Annotated in this window: 18 protein-coding genes; 9 read left to right on the forward strand and 9 right to left on the reverse strand. The window is 73.5% G+C overall.

Features of this window, described 5'->3' with window-relative positions; genetic code table 11:
- Positions 1 to 38 precede the first annotated feature (38 nt).
- Entirely contained in the window at positions 39 to 2,111 is a 2,073-nt protein-coding gene (locus AMK27_RS02810; protein ID WP_079188155.1) for a heavy metal translocating P-type ATPase, read from the forward strand.
- A 7-nt stretch (positions 2,112 to 2,118) separates the two neighbouring features.
- Here the strand turns inward: AMK27_RS02810 and AMK27_RS02815 are convergent, their stop codons facing one another.
- Both AMK27_RS02815 and AMK27_RS02820 read right to left on the reverse strand, forming a co-directional pair.
- Positions 2,119 to 3,084: a LysR family transcriptional regulator gene (locus tag AMK27_RS02815; protein ID WP_079188156.1), complete on the reverse strand. Its 966-nt coding sequence runs from the start codon at positions 3,082 to 3,084 to the stop codon at positions 2,119 to 2,121.
- 89 nt (positions 3,085 to 3,173) lie between these two features.
- Positions 3,174 to 3,869 carry a type 1 glutamine amidotransferase domain-containing protein gene (locus tag AMK27_RS02820; RefSeq protein ID WP_073902409.1) on the reverse strand — a complete coding sequence of 232 codons (696 nt, stop codon included), beginning with the start codon at positions 3,867 to 3,869 and terminating at the stop codon, positions 3,174 to 3,176.
- Positions 3,870 to 4,343: 474 nt separating this feature from the next.
- On the opposite strand from AMK27_RS02820, the gene AMK27_RS43340 reads away from it, so the two are divergent.
- The 5 genes from AMK27_RS43340 (at position 4,344) to AMK27_RS02840 (ending at position 7,862) form a co-directional block, all read left to right on the forward strand.
- Entirely contained in the window at positions 4,344 to 4,754 is a 411-nt protein-coding gene (locus AMK27_RS43340; protein WP_073902410.1) for an SAV_915 family protein, read from the forward strand.
- Between the two features lie 14 nt (positions 4,755 to 4,768).
- Complete coding sequence (gene lysA / locus AMK27_RS02830; protein WP_073902411.1) at positions 4,769 to 6,118, forward strand: diaminopimelate decarboxylase; 1,350 nt, start codon at positions 4,769 to 4,771, stop codon at positions 6,116 to 6,118.
- Positions 6,119 to 6,326: 208 nt separating this feature from the next.
- Positions 6,327 to 6,473, forward strand: a complete 147-nt coding sequence (locus AMK27_RS42600; RefSeq protein WP_158076891.1) for a hypothetical protein — start codon at positions 6,327 to 6,329, stop codon at positions 6,471 to 6,473.
- A gap of 94 nt (positions 6,474 to 6,567) precedes the next feature.
- On the forward strand, positions 6,568 to 7,389 hold the full coding sequence (locus tag AMK27_RS02835) for a maleylpyruvate isomerase family mycothiol-dependent enzyme (protein ID WP_107425462.1): 822 nt from the start codon (positions 6,568 to 6,570) through the stop codon (positions 7,387 to 7,389).
- A gap of 173 nt (positions 7,390 to 7,562) precedes the next feature.
- The gene (locus tag AMK27_RS02840; RefSeq protein WP_073902413.1) at positions 7,563 to 7,862 is read left to right on the forward strand and encodes a DUF1876 domain-containing protein; all 300 of its coding nucleotides are present in this window, start codon (positions 7,563 to 7,565) and stop codon (positions 7,860 to 7,862) included.
- Positions 7,863 to 7,950: 88 nt separating this feature from the next.
- Here AMK27_RS02840 and AMK27_RS02845 read toward each other — a convergent pair whose 3' ends face one another.
- Positions 7,951 to 8,625: a CBS domain-containing protein gene (locus tag AMK27_RS02845; protein WP_241847284.1), complete on the reverse strand. Its 675-nt coding sequence runs from the start codon at positions 8,623 to 8,625 to the stop codon at positions 7,951 to 7,953.
- 255 nt (positions 8,626 to 8,880) lie between these two features.
- Between AMK27_RS02845 and AMK27_RS02850 the strand changes: the two genes are divergently transcribed.
- A complete protein-coding gene (locus AMK27_RS02850; protein WP_073902414.1) occupies positions 8,881 to 10,167 on the forward strand; it encodes a YncE family protein in 1,287 nt (428 codons plus the stop codon).
- 65 nt (positions 10,168 to 10,232) lie between these two features.
- Here the strand turns inward: AMK27_RS02850 and AMK27_RS02855 are convergent, their stop codons facing one another.
- The 3 genes from AMK27_RS02855 to AMK27_RS02865 all read right to left on the reverse strand — a co-directional run bounded on the left by AMK27_RS02855 (position 10,233) and on the right by AMK27_RS02865 (position 13,653).
- Positions 10,233 to 12,296, reverse strand: coding sequence for a galactose-binding domain-containing protein (locus AMK27_RS02855; RefSeq protein ID WP_073902415.1), 2,064 nt, complete (start codon positions 12,294 to 12,296; stop codon positions 10,233 to 10,235).
- Between the two features lie 135 nt (positions 12,297 to 12,431).
- Positions 12,432 to 13,025, reverse strand: coding sequence for a TetR/AcrR family transcriptional regulator (locus tag AMK27_RS02860; RefSeq protein ID WP_073902416.1), 594 nt, complete (start codon positions 13,023 to 13,025; stop codon positions 12,432 to 12,434).
- A gap of 49 nt (positions 13,026 to 13,074) precedes the next feature.
- Entirely contained in the window at positions 13,075 to 13,653 is a 579-nt protein-coding gene (locus tag AMK27_RS02865) for a 3'-5' exonuclease (protein ID WP_073902417.1), read from the reverse strand.
- A gap of 39 nt (positions 13,654 to 13,692) precedes the next feature.
- Here AMK27_RS02865 and AMK27_RS02870 point away from each other — a divergent pair, with 39 nt between their 5' ends.
- Positions 13,693 to 14,121 carry a VOC family protein gene (locus AMK27_RS02870; RefSeq protein ID WP_073902418.1) on the forward strand — a complete coding sequence of 143 codons (429 nt, stop codon included), beginning with the start codon at positions 13,693 to 13,695 and terminating at the stop codon, positions 14,119 to 14,121.
- A gap of 34 nt (positions 14,122 to 14,155) precedes the next feature.
- Here AMK27_RS02870 and AMK27_RS02875 read toward each other — a convergent pair whose 3' ends face one another.
- Positions 14,156 to 14,827 (reverse strand): GntR family transcriptional regulator, encoded by a 672-nt coding sequence (locus AMK27_RS02875; RefSeq protein WP_073902419.1) that lies wholly within the window; start codon positions 14,825 to 14,827, stop codon positions 14,156 to 14,158.
- Positions 14,828 to 14,906: 79 nt separating this feature from the next.
- Positions 14,907 to 16,103, reverse strand: a complete 1,197-nt coding sequence (locus AMK27_RS02880) for a CaiB/BaiF CoA transferase family protein (RefSeq protein WP_073902420.1) — start codon at positions 16,101 to 16,103, stop codon at positions 14,907 to 14,909.
- Positions 16,104 to 16,238: 135 nt separating this feature from the next.
- Here AMK27_RS02880 and AMK27_RS02885 point away from each other — a divergent pair, with 135 nt between their 5' ends.
- Positions 16,239 to 17,447 (forward strand): acyl-CoA dehydrogenase family protein, encoded by a 1,209-nt coding sequence (locus tag AMK27_RS02885; protein ID WP_241847285.1) that lies wholly within the window; start codon positions 16,239 to 16,241, stop codon positions 17,445 to 17,447.
- Between the two features lie 117 nt (positions 17,448 to 17,564).
- On the opposite strand, the gene AMK27_RS02890 is transcribed toward AMK27_RS02885, so the two are convergent.
- Positions 17,565 to 18,068, reverse strand: a complete 504-nt coding sequence (locus AMK27_RS02890) for an FBP domain-containing protein (protein ID WP_073902421.1) — start codon at positions 18,066 to 18,068, stop codon at positions 17,565 to 17,567.
- Positions 18,069 to 18,095 lie beyond the last annotated feature (27 nt).

Below are 18,095 nucleotides of genomic sequence, written 5' to 3' on the forward strand. Positions count from 1 at the left end.
GGGGCGTACGACACCTCCCGTGAAGGACTCCCCCCGCCATGGCCTCCACCCTGACCGCGGCCGCACGGCCCTCCGCCGGACACCGGTCCGTCCGTCGCCGCACCCGCGTCCTGGCCCTGCCGGAGGCCCGCTGGGCGCTGGCCTCCCTGGTGCTGTTCCTCGTCGGGCTTCCCCTCGAGCTGCTCGGCGCCCCCGCGTGGACGTCGGGGCCGCTCTTCGCCGCCACCTACCTCACCGGCGGCTGGGAACCGGCGCGGGAGGGCCTCAAGGCCCTCAGGGGCAGGACCCTGGACGTCGACCTGCTCATGGTGGTCGCCGCCCTCGGCGCCGCCGCCATCGGACAGGTGCTCGACGGAGCGCTCCTGATCGTCATCTTCGCGACCTCCGGCGCGCTGGAGGCGGTGGCCACCGCCCGTACCGCCGACTCGGTACGCGGCCTGCTCGACCTCGCCCCCGCCACCGCGACCCGGCTCCTCGGCGACGGCGTGGAGGAGACGGTCGCGACCGCCGAACTCGCGGTCGGGGACGTCGTCGTGATCCGGCCGGGGGAGCGGATCGGGGCCGACGGCCGGGTCCTGGCGGGGGCGAGCGAGGTCGACCAGGCCACCATCACGGGGGAGCCGCTGCCCGTGGTCAAGGAGCCCGGCGCCGAGGTCTTCGCCGGTACCCTCAACGGCACCGGCGCGCTCCGTGTCGAGGTCGGGCGCGACCCCTCGGAATCGGTGATCGCCCGGATCGTCCGGATGGTCGAGGAGGCCTCCGGGACCAAGGCTCCCACGCAGCTCTTCATCGAGAAGGTCGAACAGCGTTACTCGCTCGGCATGGTGGTGGCCACCCTCGCGGTGTTCTTCGTCCCCCTCGCGTGCGGTGCCGGGCCGACCGACGCCCTGCTGCGCGCGATGACCTTCATGATCGTCGCCTCGCCGTGCGCCGTGGTGCTCGCCACCATGCCGCCGCTGCTCTCCGCCCTCGCCAACGCCGGCCGGCACGGCGTCCTGGTGAAGTCCGCCGTCGTCATGGAACGGCTCGGCCTCGTCGACACCGTGGCCCTCGACAAGACGGGCACGCTGACCGAGGGCACCCCGCGCGTCACCGCCGTCCGCCCCGTCCCCGGCGGCGGCGACGTGGACGAGGACCGGCTCCTCGCCCTCGCGGCGGCTGCCGAGCACCCCAGCGAGCACCCGCTGGCCCGCGCCGTCGTCCTCGCGGCCCGCGCGCGAGGCCATCGGCTCCTGCCCGCCGAGGACTTCACGTCCACCCCCGGCGTCGGCGTCACCGCCACCGTCGACGGAGACACGGTCGAGGTCGGCGCCCCCGCCCGACTCCTGCACCGGGCCGGCGACCCGCGCACCGCCCGCGCCGCCGCCGTGGCCGCGACCCTCGCGGCCGCCCTGGAGGCGGACGGACACACCGCGGTCCTGGTCAAGCTCAACGGCATGCCCGTCGGCGTCCTCGGCGTCGCGGACCGGCTGCGCCCGGACGCCGCCAGCACCGTCGCCGCCCTGGCCGGGCTGACCGGCACCGCGCCGACGCTGCTCACCGGGGACAACCCGCGCGCCGCCGCCCGCCTCGCCGCCGATGTCGGCATCACCGACGTACGGGCCGGACTCCTGCCCCAGGACAAGGTCGCCGCCGTCCAGGAGTGGGAGCGGGCCGGACGCAGGGTCCTGGTGATCGGGGACGGCGTCAACGACGCGCCCGCACTGGCCGCGGCCCACACCGGCATCGCCATGGGCCGCGCGGGCTCCGACCTCGCTCTGGAGACGGCGGACGCGGTGATCGTCCGGGACGAACTGGCCACCGTCCCCGCGGTCGTCGCACTCTCCCGTCGCGCCCGCGGCCTGGTCGTGCAGAACCTGGTCATCGCCGGAGCGTTCATCGCCGGCCTGGTGCTCTGGGACCTCGCGGGCACGCTGCCGCTGCCGCTCGGCGTCCTCGGCCACGAGGGCTCCACGGTGCTGGTCGGCCTCAACGGGCTGCGCCTCCTCCGGGAGGCAGCCTGGCAGCGCGCGGCCGCGACCGCGACGTCGACAGCCGGGTCCGCACCCGCAGGGACCGGGCCCGCAGGCACGGGGCCGGACTGCACCGGGCCTGCCGGAACAGCAGCCTGAGGAGGCGTCACCAGCCGCGTCCGGCCTCCACCAGGAGGTCGCGGACGCGGTCGACGTCGGGGTGGGAGGCGCGGCCGGGGCGCTGCGCGAGGTAGGCGGTGTTGATGGGCGGGTCGTCCGGCTGATGCAGGGCTACGAGGGCCCCCGAGGCCAGTTCCGCCGCGCAGAGGTAGCGGGGCAGGACCGTGAAGCCCGCCCCCGCGGTGACCGCCGCGAGGACGCCGCGCAGGTCGGGGACGGTGACCGCGGCGGAGCGGGAGAGCCGGGCGCCGAAGACGTGGCGCCAGTAGCGACGGGCTATCGGCAGGTCCTCGGCGTACGTGACCAGGGGGACGGCATGCAGCGCCGCCGGGCCCTGCTCCGCCGGGCGCTCCCCGAGGTGGTCGGCCCAGACGGGGGCGGCGACGAGCACGAACTCCTCGTCCATCAGCGGTACGGCGGTCAGCGCGCGTCCACGGGGGCGGTAGGTCGCGATCACCAGGTCGTGCCGTCCGGCACGGAGTTCGTCGAGGAGCGGTTCGGTGAGCCCCGGCGTGATCCGGAGCCGTACCCCTTCGGCCGCGAGCGGGGCCAGGGCCGGCAGGACGCGGGTGCAGAGCAGCTCCGCGGGGCCCGCCAGATGTACCGGGGCGGCCCGCTCGCGGGGTTCGGCGTCCTGGCCGGTGGCGCCGGCGAGCGCGTCCAGGGGAGCGGCGACGCGGGCCGCGAGGTCGTGGGCGACCGCGGTCGGGGCGACGCCGCGGGGCAGCCGCTCGAACAGCTCACGTTCCGTCTGCCGCTCCAGGGAGCGGATCTGGGTCGTCACCGTGGGCTGCGAGAGCCCCAGGAGCCCGGCGGCCGCCGTGAACGATCCGGAGCGGTAGACCGCCAGGAAGGTGCGCAGCAGATTCAGGTCCGCCGGTCCGGTGCCGCCGCCGGGCGCCGGACCGGGGCGGGGAGCGCCGGTCGAACCATCGGGATCCGTATGCCTCACATCGGAAGCCTATCGGCATCCCTATGGCGGAGACGCCCCGCACCCTCAGGGTGCGGGGCGCCGGGTCACCTGGCCGTGCGGGCGTCGTGTCAGCCGAGTTCCTTCAGGACCCGGTCCGCGAGCGGGGCGGACGAGGCAGGGTTCTGGCCGGTGATGAGGTTGCGGTCGACGACGACGTTCGGCACCCACGGCTCGCCGGTCCGCACGTCGACGCCGGCCTCGACCAGCCGGGTCTCCAGGAGCCACTTCGCCTTGTCGGCGAAACCGGACTGGGTCTCCTCTTCGTTGGTGAACGCGGCGACCTGGTAGCCGGCGAAGGCGTTGGTGCCGTCGTCCTTCGTGGCGGCGAGCAGCGCGGCCGGGCCGTGGCAGACGACGGCCAGCGGCTTGCCGGAGTCCAGGGCGTCGATCAGCAGCCGGCCCGAGGCCGCGTCGACCGCGAGGTCCTCCATGGGCCCGTGGCCGCCCGGGTAGAAGACGGCCGCGTAGTCGGCCAGGTCCACGTCCTCGATGCGGATCGGGTGCTGGAGCGCGGTGAGCGAGGCGATGACCGCGGCCACCTTGTCGGCCCCCTCCTGCCCGCCGTTGAACTCCGGGGCGAGGCTGCTCCTGTCCACGGTCGGGACGACACCGCCGGGGGTGGCGACGACGACCTCGTACCCGGCGGCCGTGAACGCCTGGTACGGCGCGGCCGCCTCCTCGGCCCAGAAGCCGGTCGGGTGCTTCGTACCGTCGGCCAGGGTCCAGAAGTCGGTGCCGGTCAACACGAAAAGGATCTTGGGCATGAGGGTTCTCCCGGGAGGTACGGGCCGGGTTCCGGCCCGGAGAGCGGTGATCGCCCACCCGTGCCCCGGAGCGGGGACCGTCGGTGGGGCGATGTCCTCGAACGTAGCCCCGTCCCGGAGACCTTTCCAATGCGGAATCCCATGGCTGCCATAGGAACTCCGATGGCGGCAGGGGAATAGGCACACCCTCCTGGCCTGCGGAAAGGCCGGACGCCCGCCGCCCCGGCCGCGGCCGGCACCGTGCCCCGGAAGGCGCTCCGACGGGCGAGCGGCGTGACCCCGATGGCGGCACGGGGGACCTCGCCCGGAGGGGCTGCGCGGACGCACGCGTGTCAGCGGGGTGTATGCATCGGGCCGCCGCGCGTCAGGGCCGCGTCAGGACGGACCCGGGAGTGGTGATCACCGGGCATAGCGTCGAGGACACCCCCGGCGCGACCGTGCCGGGGACCGTGTTTCGCTCCTCGGGAGGAACCCATGGCAGACGCTCTGTACGGAGACGATCCGGAGCCCGGAGAACCGTTCCCGGCCGGACGCCTCTGCGTGCCCGTCCGGCCGGGCACCCGCGCCTCGGTGACCCGCCTGTTCCGCACACCGGTCGGCGGCAGGACCGCCGTGGCGTTCACCGCCCCCGCGCGGCTGAGGGCCGTCCTCGGCGCCGACCAGCCCTGGATCCCGCTGTCGGAAGCCGCGCTGCGGGCGCTGACGGAGCCGCTGGGCGTCCGCGACCTGAGGATCGACCCGGTCCTGACGGCTCCGCGGCCCGCCGCCATCTCCGTATCCCTGCCGGAGCCGGAGCCGGAGCCGGAGCCGGAGCCGGAGCCGGAGCCGGAGCCGGAGCCCGAGCCCGAGCCGCTGCCGCGGCCCCTGACCGCGTTCGCGAGCTGACGGGAGACCCGGAGATGACCACGCTCGACACCCGGCCCCGCTCCGCGGCCGGAACGTCCCCCGGCGCCGACCCGCTCTCCGTCTGGCCCGCGTCCACCACCGAGCGGCCGCACGGCGGCCTCCTCGTCGGCGGTGTGCCCCTCACCGAGATCGCCGAGAGCCATGGCACACCCGTGTACGTCCTGGACGAGAACGAGGTACGCGCCCGCTGCCGCGCCTACCGCGGCGCCTTCCCCGACGCCGAGATCCACTACGCGGCCAAGGCGTTCCTCTGCCGCGCCCTCGCCCGCTGGGTGGAGGAGGAGGGACTCGGCCTCGACGTGTGCTCCGCCGGGGAACTGGAGCTCGCCGTCTCCACCGGCTTCCCGGCCGACCGGATCCTGCTCCACGGCAACGCCAAGTCGCCGCAGGACCTCGGTACCGCACTGCGCCTCGGCGTGGGCCGGATCGTGATCGACACCCCCGCCGAGATCGCGCGCATCGCCGCCGCGGTGGGCACCGGCGGCCACCAGAAGGTCATGGTCCGCGTGACGCCCGGCATCAGCGCGGGCGGCCACCGGAAGATCCGCACCGGCTCCGACGACCAGAAGTTCGGCCTCCCGCTCAGGGACGGCCACGCCCAGCACGCGATCGCCCGGATACTCGACCAGCCGCAGCTCGAACTCACCGGGATCCACTGCCACCTGGGCTCGCAGATCACGGACGCCAAGCCGTATCTCGTGGCCGTACGGCGGCTCGTGGGCCTCATGGCCAGGGTGCGCGACACCCATGGGGTCACCTTGCCGGAGCTCGACCTCGGCGGCGGGCACGGCATCGCGTACCGCCCTGGCGAGCCCGCCCTCGACCTCCCCGCGCTCGCCCGCAGGGTCCGCGCCGAACTGGCCGAGAGCTGCGCCGCCGCCGGCCTCCCCGTTCCGCGCCTCGTCATCGAGCCGGGCCGTGCAGTCTCCGGACCCGCCGGAGTCGCCGTCTACCGGGTCCTCGCGGTCAAGCGCACCCCCGGCCGGACCTTCGTCGCGGTGGACGGCGGCATGAGCGACAACCCGCGCCCCGCGCTCTACGGGGTGCGCTACGCCCCGCGTCTGATCGGCCGTCACTCACCGGCCGACAGCGAGAGCGTGACGGTCGTCGGCCGCCACTGCGAAGCCGGGGACATCCTGGCCGAGGACGTGCCGCTGCCCGCCGACACCCACCCGGGCGACCTGCTCGCGGTGCCGGTGGCCGGCGCGTACCACCTCTCGATGGCCTCGTCGTACAACCTCGTGGGCCGCCCGCCGGTGGTCGCGGTGCGCGACGGGCACGCGCGCCTCCTGGTGCGCAGGGAGACGATGGAGGACCTCAGGGCCCGGGACATCGGCATGTAGCCCGAGACGACGGGGGTGCCGTCGAGGTGGCCCACCGCGGGCCGGCCCACCGCGGGCCGGTCCAGGGCGGCCGGTCCAGGGCGGTCGGCCCGCGGTGCGGGCCGGGTCAGCGCAGGCCCGAGACCCTGAACACCGGGTCGGCGGTGTCCCGTTCGACCCGTCGGGCGAGCCGGTCGACGTCCCGGCGGCGCGCCGGGGTCCCCCGCGCGTGGGAGGCCCGCGCGTCCGCCTCCAGGAGCGGCCGCAGACCCGGGTCGCGGAGCAGGACGCGCAGCGCGACCTCCGCCGGCCCGCCGTCCGCGTCGCCGAGGACGAGGCGCTGACACGACCATGGCCGACCTTGACGTGCGGCTGACGGGACCGGTGCCGAGGGAGCTACTCACTGGTACGGTCCCTGACCAACCGGGCTTCATGTGAGGCCGCCGGGTCGGGAGGGGTGCGGAGTGACAGTGGGACACGCGGACGCGGTCGGGGTGCTGCCCGAGGAGCTCGCCGAGGCGATACGGGGGACGGCCGAGGACATCGCCGCGGTGCTGCGCGCGGCACCGGTCGGGGACGGCGCCGGACTTCCCGTACCCCGGTCCACCTGGACCCTCGGGGAGGCCGCCGCCCACCTGGCGCAGGCCAACGCCCTCATGGCCGACCTGGCCGCCGGTCACGAGCGCCCCTACGGCGACGGCACGCCCGGGAGCCTCGCCGACGCCAACGAACGCGCGCTGGCCGGATTCGAGGAGCGGGCCCCCGGCCCCCTCGCCGAGATGATCATCGCCCAGGCGGAGGCCTTCCTCGCCTCCGTGGAGGACCGCGATCCGGAGGAGCTCCTCTCCACCCCGCTCGGCGCCATGCGCCCGGCCGTCCTCGGCTCGTACCTCCTGACGCACATGCTCGGGCACGGCTACGACCTGGCTCTCGCCGTCGGCCGCCCGCACATGCTGGACGCGCACCGGGTCGGCCTCACCCTGCCGTTCATGATCGAGGCGATGCCCCGGGTCACCGACCCGGTCGCCGTCGACGGTCTGACGGCCCGCTTCGCGGTACGGCTCCGCAGCGGCCCGAGCTTCGGCGTCCTCGTCACGGACGGCGCCGTCGAGACCACCCACGAGCCGCCCGCCCGCCCGGACTGCACCATCCTCACCGAGCCGGTCGCCTTCCTCCTCCTCGGCCTGGGCCGGCTCGACCCCTGGCCCGTGATCGCCCGCGGCAAGGCCCTCGGCTGGGGCCGCAAGCCCTGGCTGGCCCCGCGCTTCCCGCGCCTCTTCCGCGCCCCGTAGGCCGGAGCGCCGCCGGCGCCCCTTCCGCCGGCCACCGAGCGTGCGGGCGCGCTCCGGCTCCGTGACCGCTCCCGGCGCGCGGCGTGCCGCCCGGCGCGCGCCGATGGATCCTGGAGGTATCGGAAGGGGCCGCGCCTCGGTCGCGCGAGGCCGGCTGTGCGAGGAGGCAGATCATGACCCGCACTCTGGAGTGGACGGTCGGCGTGGAGCTGGTCGAGGACGACGGCAGGACCAAGGCCGAGGCCCGGCTCCTGACCGGCAACTCGACCCTCACGGGCCACGGCTCCGCCCGCTGCAACCCGTCGGACGTCGACGTTCCGGCGATCGGTGACGAACTCGCGGCGAGCAGGGCGATGAGGGACCTGGCCGGCAAGCTCATGCGCGAGGCCAACCGGGAGATGGAGGCGGTGGGGGCCGGGACCGTACCCCAGCACACCGGACCCGGCTACGGCTGGCCGGAGGCGGTCTCCTGACCGGCCGGTCGGCGCCGGCGGGGCGGGGAGACCCGGCTGCACGCGAGCGCGGCGCCGAGTAGGGGCCGGTCGCGCGCCCACCCACCGCTTACGCCGCCCCGCCCTCCGCGCCCTCGGAGCTCCGCTCGGCGGCCTCGACCGCCTCGACGGCAGCGACCGCCTCGTCCTGGACCGTCGCGTCCTCGTACGTCAGGCGGTCCTCGACCTCCACGACCCCGTCCACCGTCTCGCACAGCCGGACGAGGATCGGACCGGTCCCCGCGCGGTCCAGCGTGCCGCTCAGCGTCACCCGGCCCTCGTCGACGTCGATGTGGACGGCGGAGGGGGAGAGCCGCAGGATGCGGACGACCACGTCCTCGCGGATCTCCTCCTGGATCGAGCGGTCCCTGCGCAGGAACAGCTGGAGCAGGTCGCTCCGGCTCAGCACCCCGATCAGCCTCCCCTCGGCGTCGACGACCGGAAGTCGCTTCACCCGGTGGCGCTCCATGAGGCGGGCCGCCTCGACGGCCGTCCAGGAGGGCCTGGCCGTCACGACGGGGCTCGACATCATGGCCTCCGCGGTGCTGGGCCCGTCCTTCGCGGTGTGCCGCCGCAGGAGGTCGGCCTCGGAGACCACGCCCACGGGCCGGTTCTCCTCGTCGACCACCGGGACGGCGGTGATGCCGTACTCGTCGAGGAGCCGCGCGATCTCCTTGAACGACGTCCCCGGCTGTACCGCCACCGCGGTCGGCGTCATCAGGTCGGCGACACTGCGGTGCCTCATCGTCCGTTCCGTCCCTTCTGGGTTCCGGAGTCCATGATCTCCTACCCGGCGCCGGAGCGGGACGAGGGGGCCGCGGGGACTTGCAAGACTTGTCATGGACATGGTTACTTCGGGTAAGTCGCGCCGCCCGTCGCGCCGGGAGCCGCACCAGGAGTCGTCCCCCGTCCCGCCCCTCGCCCGCCCCTCGCGCAGCACCTCACCCCGCACCTCACGCCCACCTCGACTCAGCCCACCGAGCCGGAAGAAGGACCCCTCATGCGCTCTCTCCGCACGTCGTCCGCCCGCCCCCGCCGCCTCGCCGCCGCCCTCGCGGCAGCCGTCGCTCTCGTCGCCACGGCCGGTGGCACCGGTTCCGCCCTCCCCGGAGGGGCGGCCACCGGCGCGCCGCAGGCGGCCGCGCTCCGCGAGGCGATGTTCGTCGGCAACAACTGGGACGGAACCGCCGACGTCATCGCCGCCCGGGGCGACTTCCACCGCATCGGCCGCGTGAACGTCATTCCCGACAAGGAGGAACGCCTCCGCGAGATCTATCTGAACCCCGTCAAGCTCGCGTTCTTCCTCGGGGTGCGCAGCGGCCCGGGGGAGGGCCACGACCAGTTCGTCGACGACATGTACGCGACCCCCGACGGCTCCTCCATGGTCGTCTCCCGGCCGAGCTTCGCCGATGTCGTCTCCCTCGACCTGCGCACCGGCAGGATCAACTGGCGCTTCCCCGTCGCCGGTTACCGCGCCGACCACATGGCCGTCTCGCCCGACGGAACCCGCGTCGCGGTCTCCGCCTCCACCGCCAACACCGTGCACGTCCTCGACATCGGCACCGGCCGCGAGATCGGCTCCTTCCGGACGGGCGACAAGCCCCACGAGAATGTCTTCACCTCCGACGGCCTCCTGTGGAACATGTCCATCGGCGAGGTGACCACCGCCCTCGACGCGGCCTGGCTCGACTGGACCAAGGGAGACCGCCGCATCACCGTCGTCGATGCCACGACCTTCAGGACCGTCCGCGTCATCGACATGCGCGAGCGTCTCGACGCCTTCGGCCGCGGCGACCTCTCCGACGCCGTCCGGCCCGTCGCCTTCACCCCGGACGAGAAGAAGCTCTACCTCCAGGTCTCCTTCTACAACGGCCTCCTGGAGTACGACGTCACCACCGACCGCATCACCCGGGCCAAGGTCCTCCCCGGCAACCCGAGGACCGATCCCGATCGCACCACCTGGGTCAACGACTCGCGCCACCACGGCCTTTCGATGAGCCCCGACGGCGACAGGCTCTGCGTCGCGGGAACGATGGACGACTACGCCACCGTGGTCGACCGCGCCACGCTCCAGGAGGGCCCGCTCGTCGAGGCGTCCAAGCCGTACTGGGCGACCGTGAGCGGGGACGGACGGTCCTGCGTCATCTCCGAGAGCGGCGCCGACCGCGTCACCGCGATCGACTTCGCCACCGGGCGGCGCGTCGCCTCCGTGGACGTCGGCGACCACCCGCAGCGGGTGCGGCTCGCCCGCGTCCCGGCCGACTGGACCGGCCCCTCGGGGAGTTGAACAGCGGCGAACGGGGGCCGTCCGCACCACGATGTGCGGTCCGGACGGCCCCCGCCGCTTCGTGCTCAGGCTCTGTGCACCGCGACCTCGTAGAGCGAATAGCCCCACTGGGTCGCCCGCCGCTCGCCGTGGATCCTCACGTAGCGGGCCGACGTCGACGGGAACTCCGCCGTGTCGTACCCGCCGTCACCGGCGCTCGTGGACCACACCGTCCGCCAGTCCGTGCCGTTCTCCGACACGTCGATCCGGTACTGGCGCGCGTACGCCCGCTCCCAGTCCAGGGTGACCCTGCCCACCCTGCGGACGGCCCCGAGGTCCACGCCCAGCCACTGGTCGTCCGACCAGTCGCTGGCCCAGCGCGAGCCGGTGTCGCCGTCGAGGGCGCGGCCCGGCGCGTAGCTGACGAACGGGTTCCACTCCGAGGAGCTCGCCGAACCCGGCTGGCCCTTCGCGAGGTTGACCCCCGGCTCGTGGTTCTCGGTCGCCTTCCACGTGGTCAGGTACGACTCCGCGCCGGCCGCCAGCTCGTCGACGACGCCCTGGCCGCCGCTGAGCCGGATCTGCTCGACCCAGTCCGGCACCAGGCCGTTGTGCGCCGCGCCGTCGGTGTTCAGGTCCCAGGTGCGCTGGCCCGTCACCTGACGGTCGATCACCGAGCCGCCGTCGAAGCTGCGGAAGGGGTACTTCACCGCGTTCGGCGCCCCGCTGCCCACCGGGGCCGGCCAGCCGCCGACGCCGTTCATGTCGGTGCCGTAGCCGAGACCGACCTTGTACTTCGCGCGCAGCGCGGCCTTCTGGCCCGCCTCGCCGACGAAGCCCTCCGCGCCGTGCATGTACTGGGCGACGAAGCCGCCCAGCTTGTAGAGGCGCTCCGTCCAGTCCAGGTCCATCCAGCTGTGGCTGGACAGGACGCCCGGGTACTCCTCGGACTCCAGGATGTCGAGCGCCCGCCCGGCCGCCTTGACGCTCATGTGGTCCAGTTCCAGCATCATGCCGCGGTCGATCATGCCCCGCAGGGCGTGCTCACCGAGCCGGGTCAGACCACGCGTGTTGCACTTCGCGTCGGAGGCGTACGTGGGGGTGCTCACGCCCGGCGGCAGCTTGGACGCCATCACCGGGGCGGCCGCGAGCCCGATCGGGTTGTCGTGCTGCGGTCCCGCGCACTTCTCCGTCGCCCAGAAGGTGCCCGTCGACAGGAACTGGCCGATGTTGACCGCCGTACCGATGGTGCCGGAGTCGAAGCGGACACCGCACAGCGCGTTGTCGAACTTGTGGCACAGGAACATGCTCCGGACCCCGAGCCCGTACAGCTCGTCGAGACCGCGGTCGATGTCCTCCTTGCTGCACTGCGCGACATCGAGGATCTGCTTGCAGCCGAACGGCTCCGACGTCTCGACGCCGAGGACGACCGCGAGCTTGCCCTGCTCGATCACCGAGCGCGCCTGCGCCGCCGAGGTGACGATCCGGAACCACCCCTTGCCGGGGCCGCCGTACATCCCGTCGACGTAGTCCTGGAGTTCGTACGTCTTGCGGGCCTGGAGGCGGATCGACGTCATCTCGTCGCAGCTCCGGTCGCGGGGCAGGATCGAGCAGATGAGGCCGTTCGTCACCAGGTCGTTGACGAGAACGCGCTGCCCGCCGCGCCAGGCGCGCTCCACCCACGCGTAGTAGTTCTGCTGGTGCGTCAGGGAGTTGTGGGCGGGCCAGTCCTTGAACGTGGGCCAGCCGACCGGGTCGTGATGGCCGTCGGCCCCGCCGGTGATGTTCTCGAACAGCGCGCCCGAGCCGTCGGGATAGTGCTCGGGACAGTCCTTGAGCGCCTCGCCGGCGCCTGCCGCGGAGAACGTCTGGCCGCAGATGAGCCGGCCGCCGAACCCCTCGTTGGACATCAGGTGGTTGTGCGCGTCGACGAAGCCGCGCACCTTCCCCTGCGCGTCCGTTCCCGTGAACGGAGTGCCGGTGACGTTGATCTGCGAGTCGGCCGCGGGCCGTGAGACCGGCTCCCACCACGCGCCGCCGGCGGCGGCAGCGGGGACGGGACCGGAGCCGAAGAGGACGGCGGCCAGGGCGAGGAACAGCGCGAGGAGGGCGGATCTGCCGCCGGTCCTGCGCGTGATGGGTCGAGTCATGGTCGGCGATGCCTCCGGACGGTGGGGGAGTACCGGGCGCCCCGAGGATCGCGGTGATGGAGGAGTGAGTCAATAGTCCGGGACAGATGACCTGTTGATGGTCATGAGACTTCCACGGAACGGACCGTAAGCCCCCTATCCGTCGATGAGCGACACGAGTTGATCGGCCGTCAGATCGAGCAGGGTCGCCGCCGTCCGCTCGTCCCCGACGACCAGGAACTGGAGGGTGAGACCGTCGATCGCCGCCGCCAGGTACCGGGCGATCGTCTCCACCGGCACCCGCGGTTCGATGTCCCGCATCGCGCGGACCTGCTCGACGAGCGCGGCGGCCGACACCACGTACTGCTCGTACTGGGCGCGCGCCAGATGCTCGAACCCCGGCTCCCGCAGGGCGTACTGGGTGAGGTCGTACGTCAGCATGTGCTCGCCGGGGTGGGCCGTGACATGGTCCCAGTACGACTGGAGCGCGCCCCGTACGGTCTCGCGCAGGGTGGCTCCCGGCTCGACCGCCGACATCACCCGCGCCACGTAGTCGCTGTTGATCGTCTCGATCGCGGCTTCGAGGAGGGCCTGCTTGGACTCGAAGCAGTAGTGGAAGACGCTCAGTGAGACACCCGCCTCGGCGCAGATCGACCGGGTGGTGGTCCGGGCGACCCCGTCCCTGGTCATCGCCCTGATCGCCGCGTCGACCAGCTGTCTGCGTCGTTCGGCCGACGGCATCCGCCCCATGGTTCCTCCTCGCGTCCGGCGCCAGGGTAACCGCAGGTCCCCGAGGCGCCTACGGAACGTCCACGGCGCCGGCCCGCGGCCACGCGCCCCGCTCTGCGAGCCGCAGCACCAGCGCCGCGATGTTCCACGCGTCGTCCTCGCCCCGGTGGTGGCGCCCCTCCAGGGGCAGCCCCGCGATCTCCAGGGCGCGCGCCATGCCGGGGCGCTTGGGAAGGCCGTACGCCTCGGTGAACACGGCCTTGGCGTTGGTGTGGTGGCGCCCGAAGGGATACGGGGTGCCGGAGACCCGGCACTGGTGGGCGAACTGCTTGCGGTCGTAGTCGCCCCAGCTCGCCCAGGGCCGCAGACCCGCCTCGTACGTGGTCGCGAGCAGCCGGCAGGCGGCGCCGAAGTCCAGCCCCGTGTCCACCTCCGCCTGGGTGAGCCCGGTCAGCTCGGTGCAGAACGCGCTGACCTTCGAACGGGTCGGCCGCACCAGGATCCGGTGCCGGGAGACCCGCTCGCCCGCGCCCGGATCGACCACCGTCAGCCCGATCTCGATGATCTCGCTGACGGCGCCGGGCGGACGCTCGCCGTCCCAGCAGGTCGCCTCGACGTCGACGATGTTGACCAATCCCCCGTGATACATGGCCGGAAGCCTAGTCGGTCCCCCTGCTAGGGTGCGCCGATGCCGTTGATCAGGGAGTTCCAGGTCACCTTCGACTGCGCGGATCCCGAACGCGTCGCCCGGTTCTGGTGCGAGGTGCTGGGATACGCCGTACCGCCGCCGCCCGGCGGGTTCGCCACCTGGGCGGAGTACGACCGCTCGCGGCCGGCCGAGGAACGCGGAGCGTGGTGCGCCTGCGCCGATCCCTCGGGCGACGGGCCGCGTCTGTACTTCCAGCGCGTACCCGAGGGCAAGGTCGTCAAGAACCGGGTGCACCTCGACGTACGGGTCGCCACCGGGCTCGTGGGTGAGGAGCGCCTGGCCGCGCTCGAGGCCGAGTGCACACGGCTGGTCGCGCTCGGCGCGGTACGGGAGCGCCTGCTGTACGACGGTCACGACGCGTGCATCGTGATGCGGGACGTCGAGGGCAACGAGTTCTGTCTCGACTGAGTGTGCCCGCCCCGGTGAGCACCCTGCCGCTGGTTCAGTCCCGCTCCAGGTCCAGGATCTCGCGCAGGGCCGCCACCGCGTGCGCCCGGTGCTCGTCCAACCAGCGGACGGCTGCGTCCTCGTCGCCGTTCCGGATCGCGGAGATGACCGCGCGGTGCTCGCGGACGGCCTGCTGCCGGTGCGGGTCCTCGGTGTAGTACAGCGAGCGGTACGCGTCGGTGGAGTCCCACAGCGTCGCGATCAGCCGGACCAGGCGGGGCATCTCCGACGCCTCGACGAGGGTGAAGTGGAAGCGGCGGTTCGCCGCCGCCATCGCCGCCACGTCGCCCTCCTCGGCCGCCTGCTCCACCTCGCGCTGGACGCGCTCCAGCGCGGCCACGATGCCGTCCGGCATCCGCCGCACCGCCGTCCGCACGGCCTCCGTCTCCAGGAGCTGACGGATCCGGTAGATCTCCTCCAGGTCGGCGAGCGAGAGCTCCGCGACGAAGTAGCCCCGGTGGATGTGATGGACGACCAGACCCTCGGCCTCCAGGGCCTTCAGGGCCTCGCGCAGCGGCACCCGGCTCACCTCGAACCGGGCCGCGAGGGCGTCCTGACGGATCTGCCCGCCGGGCCTCAGCTCCCCGCTGGTGATGGCGCGCCGCAGTTCCTCCAGAACGAACTGCTGGGCGGTCTGCGGCCGCCGTCTCTGCACCGCGCTGCTCATCGCCTGTGACCTTCCGATCCCTCGTGCTGTCCACCGGACGAACTCCTCACCGGTGCCGACCATCTTCCTCCGCCCCTGGTCACGGATCTCCCGCGGCGCTCTCCCCGGCCCGCGCCAGGGAGGCCAGCACGTCCTCCGTGTGCTCGCCGAGCCGCGGGGGAGCGGCGCGGTACGTGGGCGGGGTCGCACCGAGCCGGACCGGATGGGCGACCTGGCCGGGACCGGCGGCGGACTCCGGGACCCGCGGGGCGAGCCCCAGCCGGTCGGCGAGCTCGAACGCGGCCGCCAGGTCGTTGATCGGCCCGCACGGCACGCCGACCGCGGTGAGCTCCTCGAACCAGCCGTCGGCGGTACGGGTCCCCAGCGGCCCGGCGAGCGCCGCCACCAGCTCGTCCCGGTGGGCGACCCGGGCCGTGTTGGTCGCGAACCGCGGATCGTCGGCGAGCCCGGGCAGGCCGAGCCGCTCGCACAGGACCCGGAACTGCCGGTCGTTGCCCACGGCCAGGACCAGCGGCCGGTCCCGCGCCTCGAACACCTCGTACGGAGCGATGCTCGGGTGCCGGTTGCCCATCGCGCGCGGCACGACCCCCGCCCCGAGGTGGGCGGCCGCCTGGTTGGTGAGCGCCGACAGGAGGGAGGAGAGCAGGGAGACCTCGACCCGCTGGCCCTCGCCGGTGCGCTCGCGGTGGCGGAGGGCGGCGAGGACGCCCATGCCCGCGTGCAGCCCGGTGATGACGTCGACCAGGGCGACCCCGGCCTTCGTCCCCGGCCCGTCCGGTTCGCCCGTCACGCTCATGAGACCGCCCATCGCCTGGACGAGCAGGTCGTAGCCGGGCAGCCGGGCACCCTCGTCGGTGCCGAAGCCGGTCACCGAGCAGTAGACGAGATCGGGGCGGGACGCCCGCAGCTCCTCGTACCCGAGGCCCAGCCGCTCCATCGTGCCGGGGCGGAAGTTCTCCACCAGGACGTCCGCGCGGTCCACGATCGCGCGCGCCGCCGCCAGGTCGCCAGGGTCTGTGAGGTCGAGCGCGACCGAGCGCTTGTTGCGGTTCACCCCGAGGAAGTAGGTGGCCTCGCCGCCGGCGAACGGCGGCCCCCAGGCGCGCGTGTCGTCGCCGGAACCCGGCCGCTCGATCTTGATCACGTCCGCGCCCAGGTCGGCGAGGAGCATCGTCATGTACGGCCCCGCCAGGACCCGGCCGAAGTCGGCGACGACGATCCCGGACAGGGCGCCGGCTGCCGTGGAGCCCGGTGTGCCCGGCTGGTCTGCGCGCATTCCGCTCTCCCTCGGTGGCGATCGGATCCCTCGGACCGTAAGGCCGGGATACCGGATTTTCAATACTGGATCCAATATCCGGTAGGGGGCTACGCTTCGCCTCGCCGAGTCGCCACAGCCGCCAGGAGGCCGTCCGTGAAGTCGTCGCAGTCGCCATCGTCGTCGCAGTCCAGCTCCGCCCCCGTCCACCCCTTCGACCTGCTCGCCATCGACGGACTGCTGACCGACGAGGAGCGCGAGATCCGCCGGACCGTGCGCGCCGTCGCCGACCGCGAGCTGCGGCCGCATGTCGCCGGCTGGTTCGAGAAGGGCGAGATCCCCGCCCGCGAGCTCGCCCGCACCCTCGGCGGCATCGGCGTGCTCGGCATGCACCTGGAGGGCTACGGCTGCGCCGGCACCAACGCCGTCGCCTACGGCCTCGCCTGTCTGGAGCTGGAGGCGGTCGACTCCGGACTGCGCTCGCTCGTCTCGGTGCAGGGCTCGCTCGCCATGTACGCGATCTGGAAGTACGGCTCCGAGGAGCAGAAGCAGCAGTGGCTGCCGAAGATGGCGGCGGGGGAGTACATCGGCTGCTTCGGCCTCACCGAGCCCGACGCCGGCTCCGACCCGGGCGCCATGCGGACCAACGCCAAGCGCGACGGCTCCGACTGGGTCCTCAACGGCACCAAGATGTGGATCACCAACGGCTCCGTGGCGGACGTCGCCGTCGTCTGGGCCCGCACCGAGGACGGCGTACGCGGCTTCCTCGTGCCGGCCGGCACCCCCGGGTTCAGCGCCCCGGAGATCAGGATGAAGCTGTCGCTGCGCGCGAGCGTCACCAGCGAACTGGTCATGGAGGACGTCCGCCTCCCGGCCGACGCCGTGCTGCCCGGGGCCCGGGGCCTGTCAGGCCCGCTCGGATGCCTCAACGAGGCCCGCTTCGGCATCGTCTTCGGCGCCCTCGGCGCCGCCCGCGACTGTCTGGAGACGGCGATCTCGTACGCCCGCGACCGGACCGTCTTCGCCCGCTCCCTCGCCTCGTACCAGCTCACGCAGCAGAAGCTCGCCGACATGTCCGTCGAACTCGGCAAGGGCATGCTGCTCGCCCTCCACCTGGGGCGGCTCAAGGACGCAGGCGCGCTCACCGCGGAGCAGGTCAGCGTGGGCAAGCTGAACAACGTCCGGGAGGCCATCGCCATCGCCCGCGAGTGCCGCACGATCCTGGGCGCCAACGGCATCACCCTGGAGTACCCGGTGCTGCGCCACGCCAACAACCTGGAGTCGGTGCTCACCTACGAGGGCACGAGCGAGGTCCACTCCCTGGTCATCGGCAAGGCGCTCACCGGCGAACAGGCCTTCCGCTGAGCCGCACCGGAAGGCCGTCCCCGTACGGGCCGTCCCGGCACGGCTGTCCCGGCCTGCCGGGACCGACGCGGGCCGGGCCCGACCCGCGCGCGGCCTGACACGGGAACGACCCCGGGCTCAGGCCGAGGTCACCCGGTCCACGAAGGCGTCCAGGTTGCCCGTCAGACGGGCGACCTGCTCGTCGACCGTGAGGGACTCCTCCTGGCGCCGGCCGCGCAGCTTCGGCTGCCGCTTGCCCCGCACGTACAGGGAGCAGGCGAGGTCGGCACAGAGGTACATCCCGACGGTGTTCCCCTCGCGGCCCCGCGCCCCGGCGAGCGGCGCCACCAGGAGCGTGACGCCCGAGGAGGCGTGCCCGGTCAGACACACCTGGCACATGCTCGACTTCATGGCGCTGGTCCGCCCGGCGGCCGGTACCCGCAGGCTCACGCCGACCGGTCCGTCCGCGCGGGGGACCACCAGATGGGTGCGGAGCGGCGCACCGGGGTCGATCCAGCCGAGGAAGTCCAGGTCCTCCCAAGGGAGTTCGGCGAAGTCGAGCGGCAGCTTGAGGCGCGCCGCCTCGCCCTTGGTGCAGTTCACGAAGGACGAGCGGATCTGTTTGTCGGCCAATGGTTCCACTCGGTGGACCGTACACGGACCCCGGTC

The organism is Streptomyces sp. CB02009, from assembly GCF_001905825.1.
Taxonomy (GTDB): Bacteria; Actinomycetota; Actinomycetes; order Streptomycetales; family Streptomycetaceae; genus Streptomyces.

Bases quoted from the DNA above. Each gene is read 5' to 3' on its own strand.
- AMK27_RS02810 (WP_079188155.1), top strand. From the start codon at position 39: ATGGCCTCCACCCTGACCGCGGCCGCACGGCCCTCCGCCGGACACCGG.
- AMK27_RS02820 (WP_073902409.1), bottom strand. From the start codon at position 3,869: ATGCCCAAGATCCTTTTCGTGTTGACCGGCACCGACTTCTGGACCCTG.
- AMK27_RS43340 (WP_073902410.1), top strand. From the start codon at position 4,344: ATGGCAGACGCTCTGTACGGAGACGATCCGGAGCCCGGAGAACCGTTC.
- lysA (WP_073902411.1), top strand. From the start codon at position 4,769: ATGACCACGCTCGACACCCGGCCCCGCTCCGCGGCCGGAACGTCCCCC.
- AMK27_RS02840 (WP_073902413.1), top strand. From the start codon at position 7,563: ATGACCCGCACTCTGGAGTGGACGGTCGGCGTGGAGCTGGTCGAGGAC.
- AMK27_RS02845 (WP_241847284.1), bottom strand. From the start codon at position 8,625: ATGAGGCACCGCAGTGTCGCCGACCTGATGACGCCGACCGCGGTGGCG.
- AMK27_RS02850 (WP_073902414.1), top strand. From the start codon at position 8,881: ATGCGCTCTCTCCGCACGTCGTCCGCCCGCCCCCGCCGCCTCGCCGCC.
- AMK27_RS02855 (WP_073902415.1), bottom strand. From the start codon at position 12,296: ATGACTCGACCCATCACGCGCAGGACCGGCGGCAGATCCGCCCTCCTC.
- AMK27_RS02860 (WP_073902416.1), bottom strand. From the start codon at position 13,025: ATGGGGCGGATGCCGTCGGCCGAACGACGCAGACAGCTGGTCGACGCG.
- AMK27_RS02865 (WP_073902417.1), bottom strand. From the start codon at position 13,653: ATGTATCACGGGGGATTGGTCAACATCGTCGACGTCGAGGCGACCTGC.
- AMK27_RS02870 (WP_073902418.1), top strand. From the start codon at position 13,693: ATGCCGTTGATCAGGGAGTTCCAGGTCACCTTCGACTGCGCGGATCCC.
- AMK27_RS02875 (WP_073902419.1), bottom strand. From the start codon at position 14,827: ATGAGCAGCGCGGTGCAGAGACGGCGGCCGCAGACCGCCCAGCAGTTC.
- AMK27_RS02880 (WP_073902420.1), bottom strand. From the start codon at position 16,103: ATGCGCGCAGACCAGCCGGGCACACCGGGCTCCACGGCAGCCGGCGCC.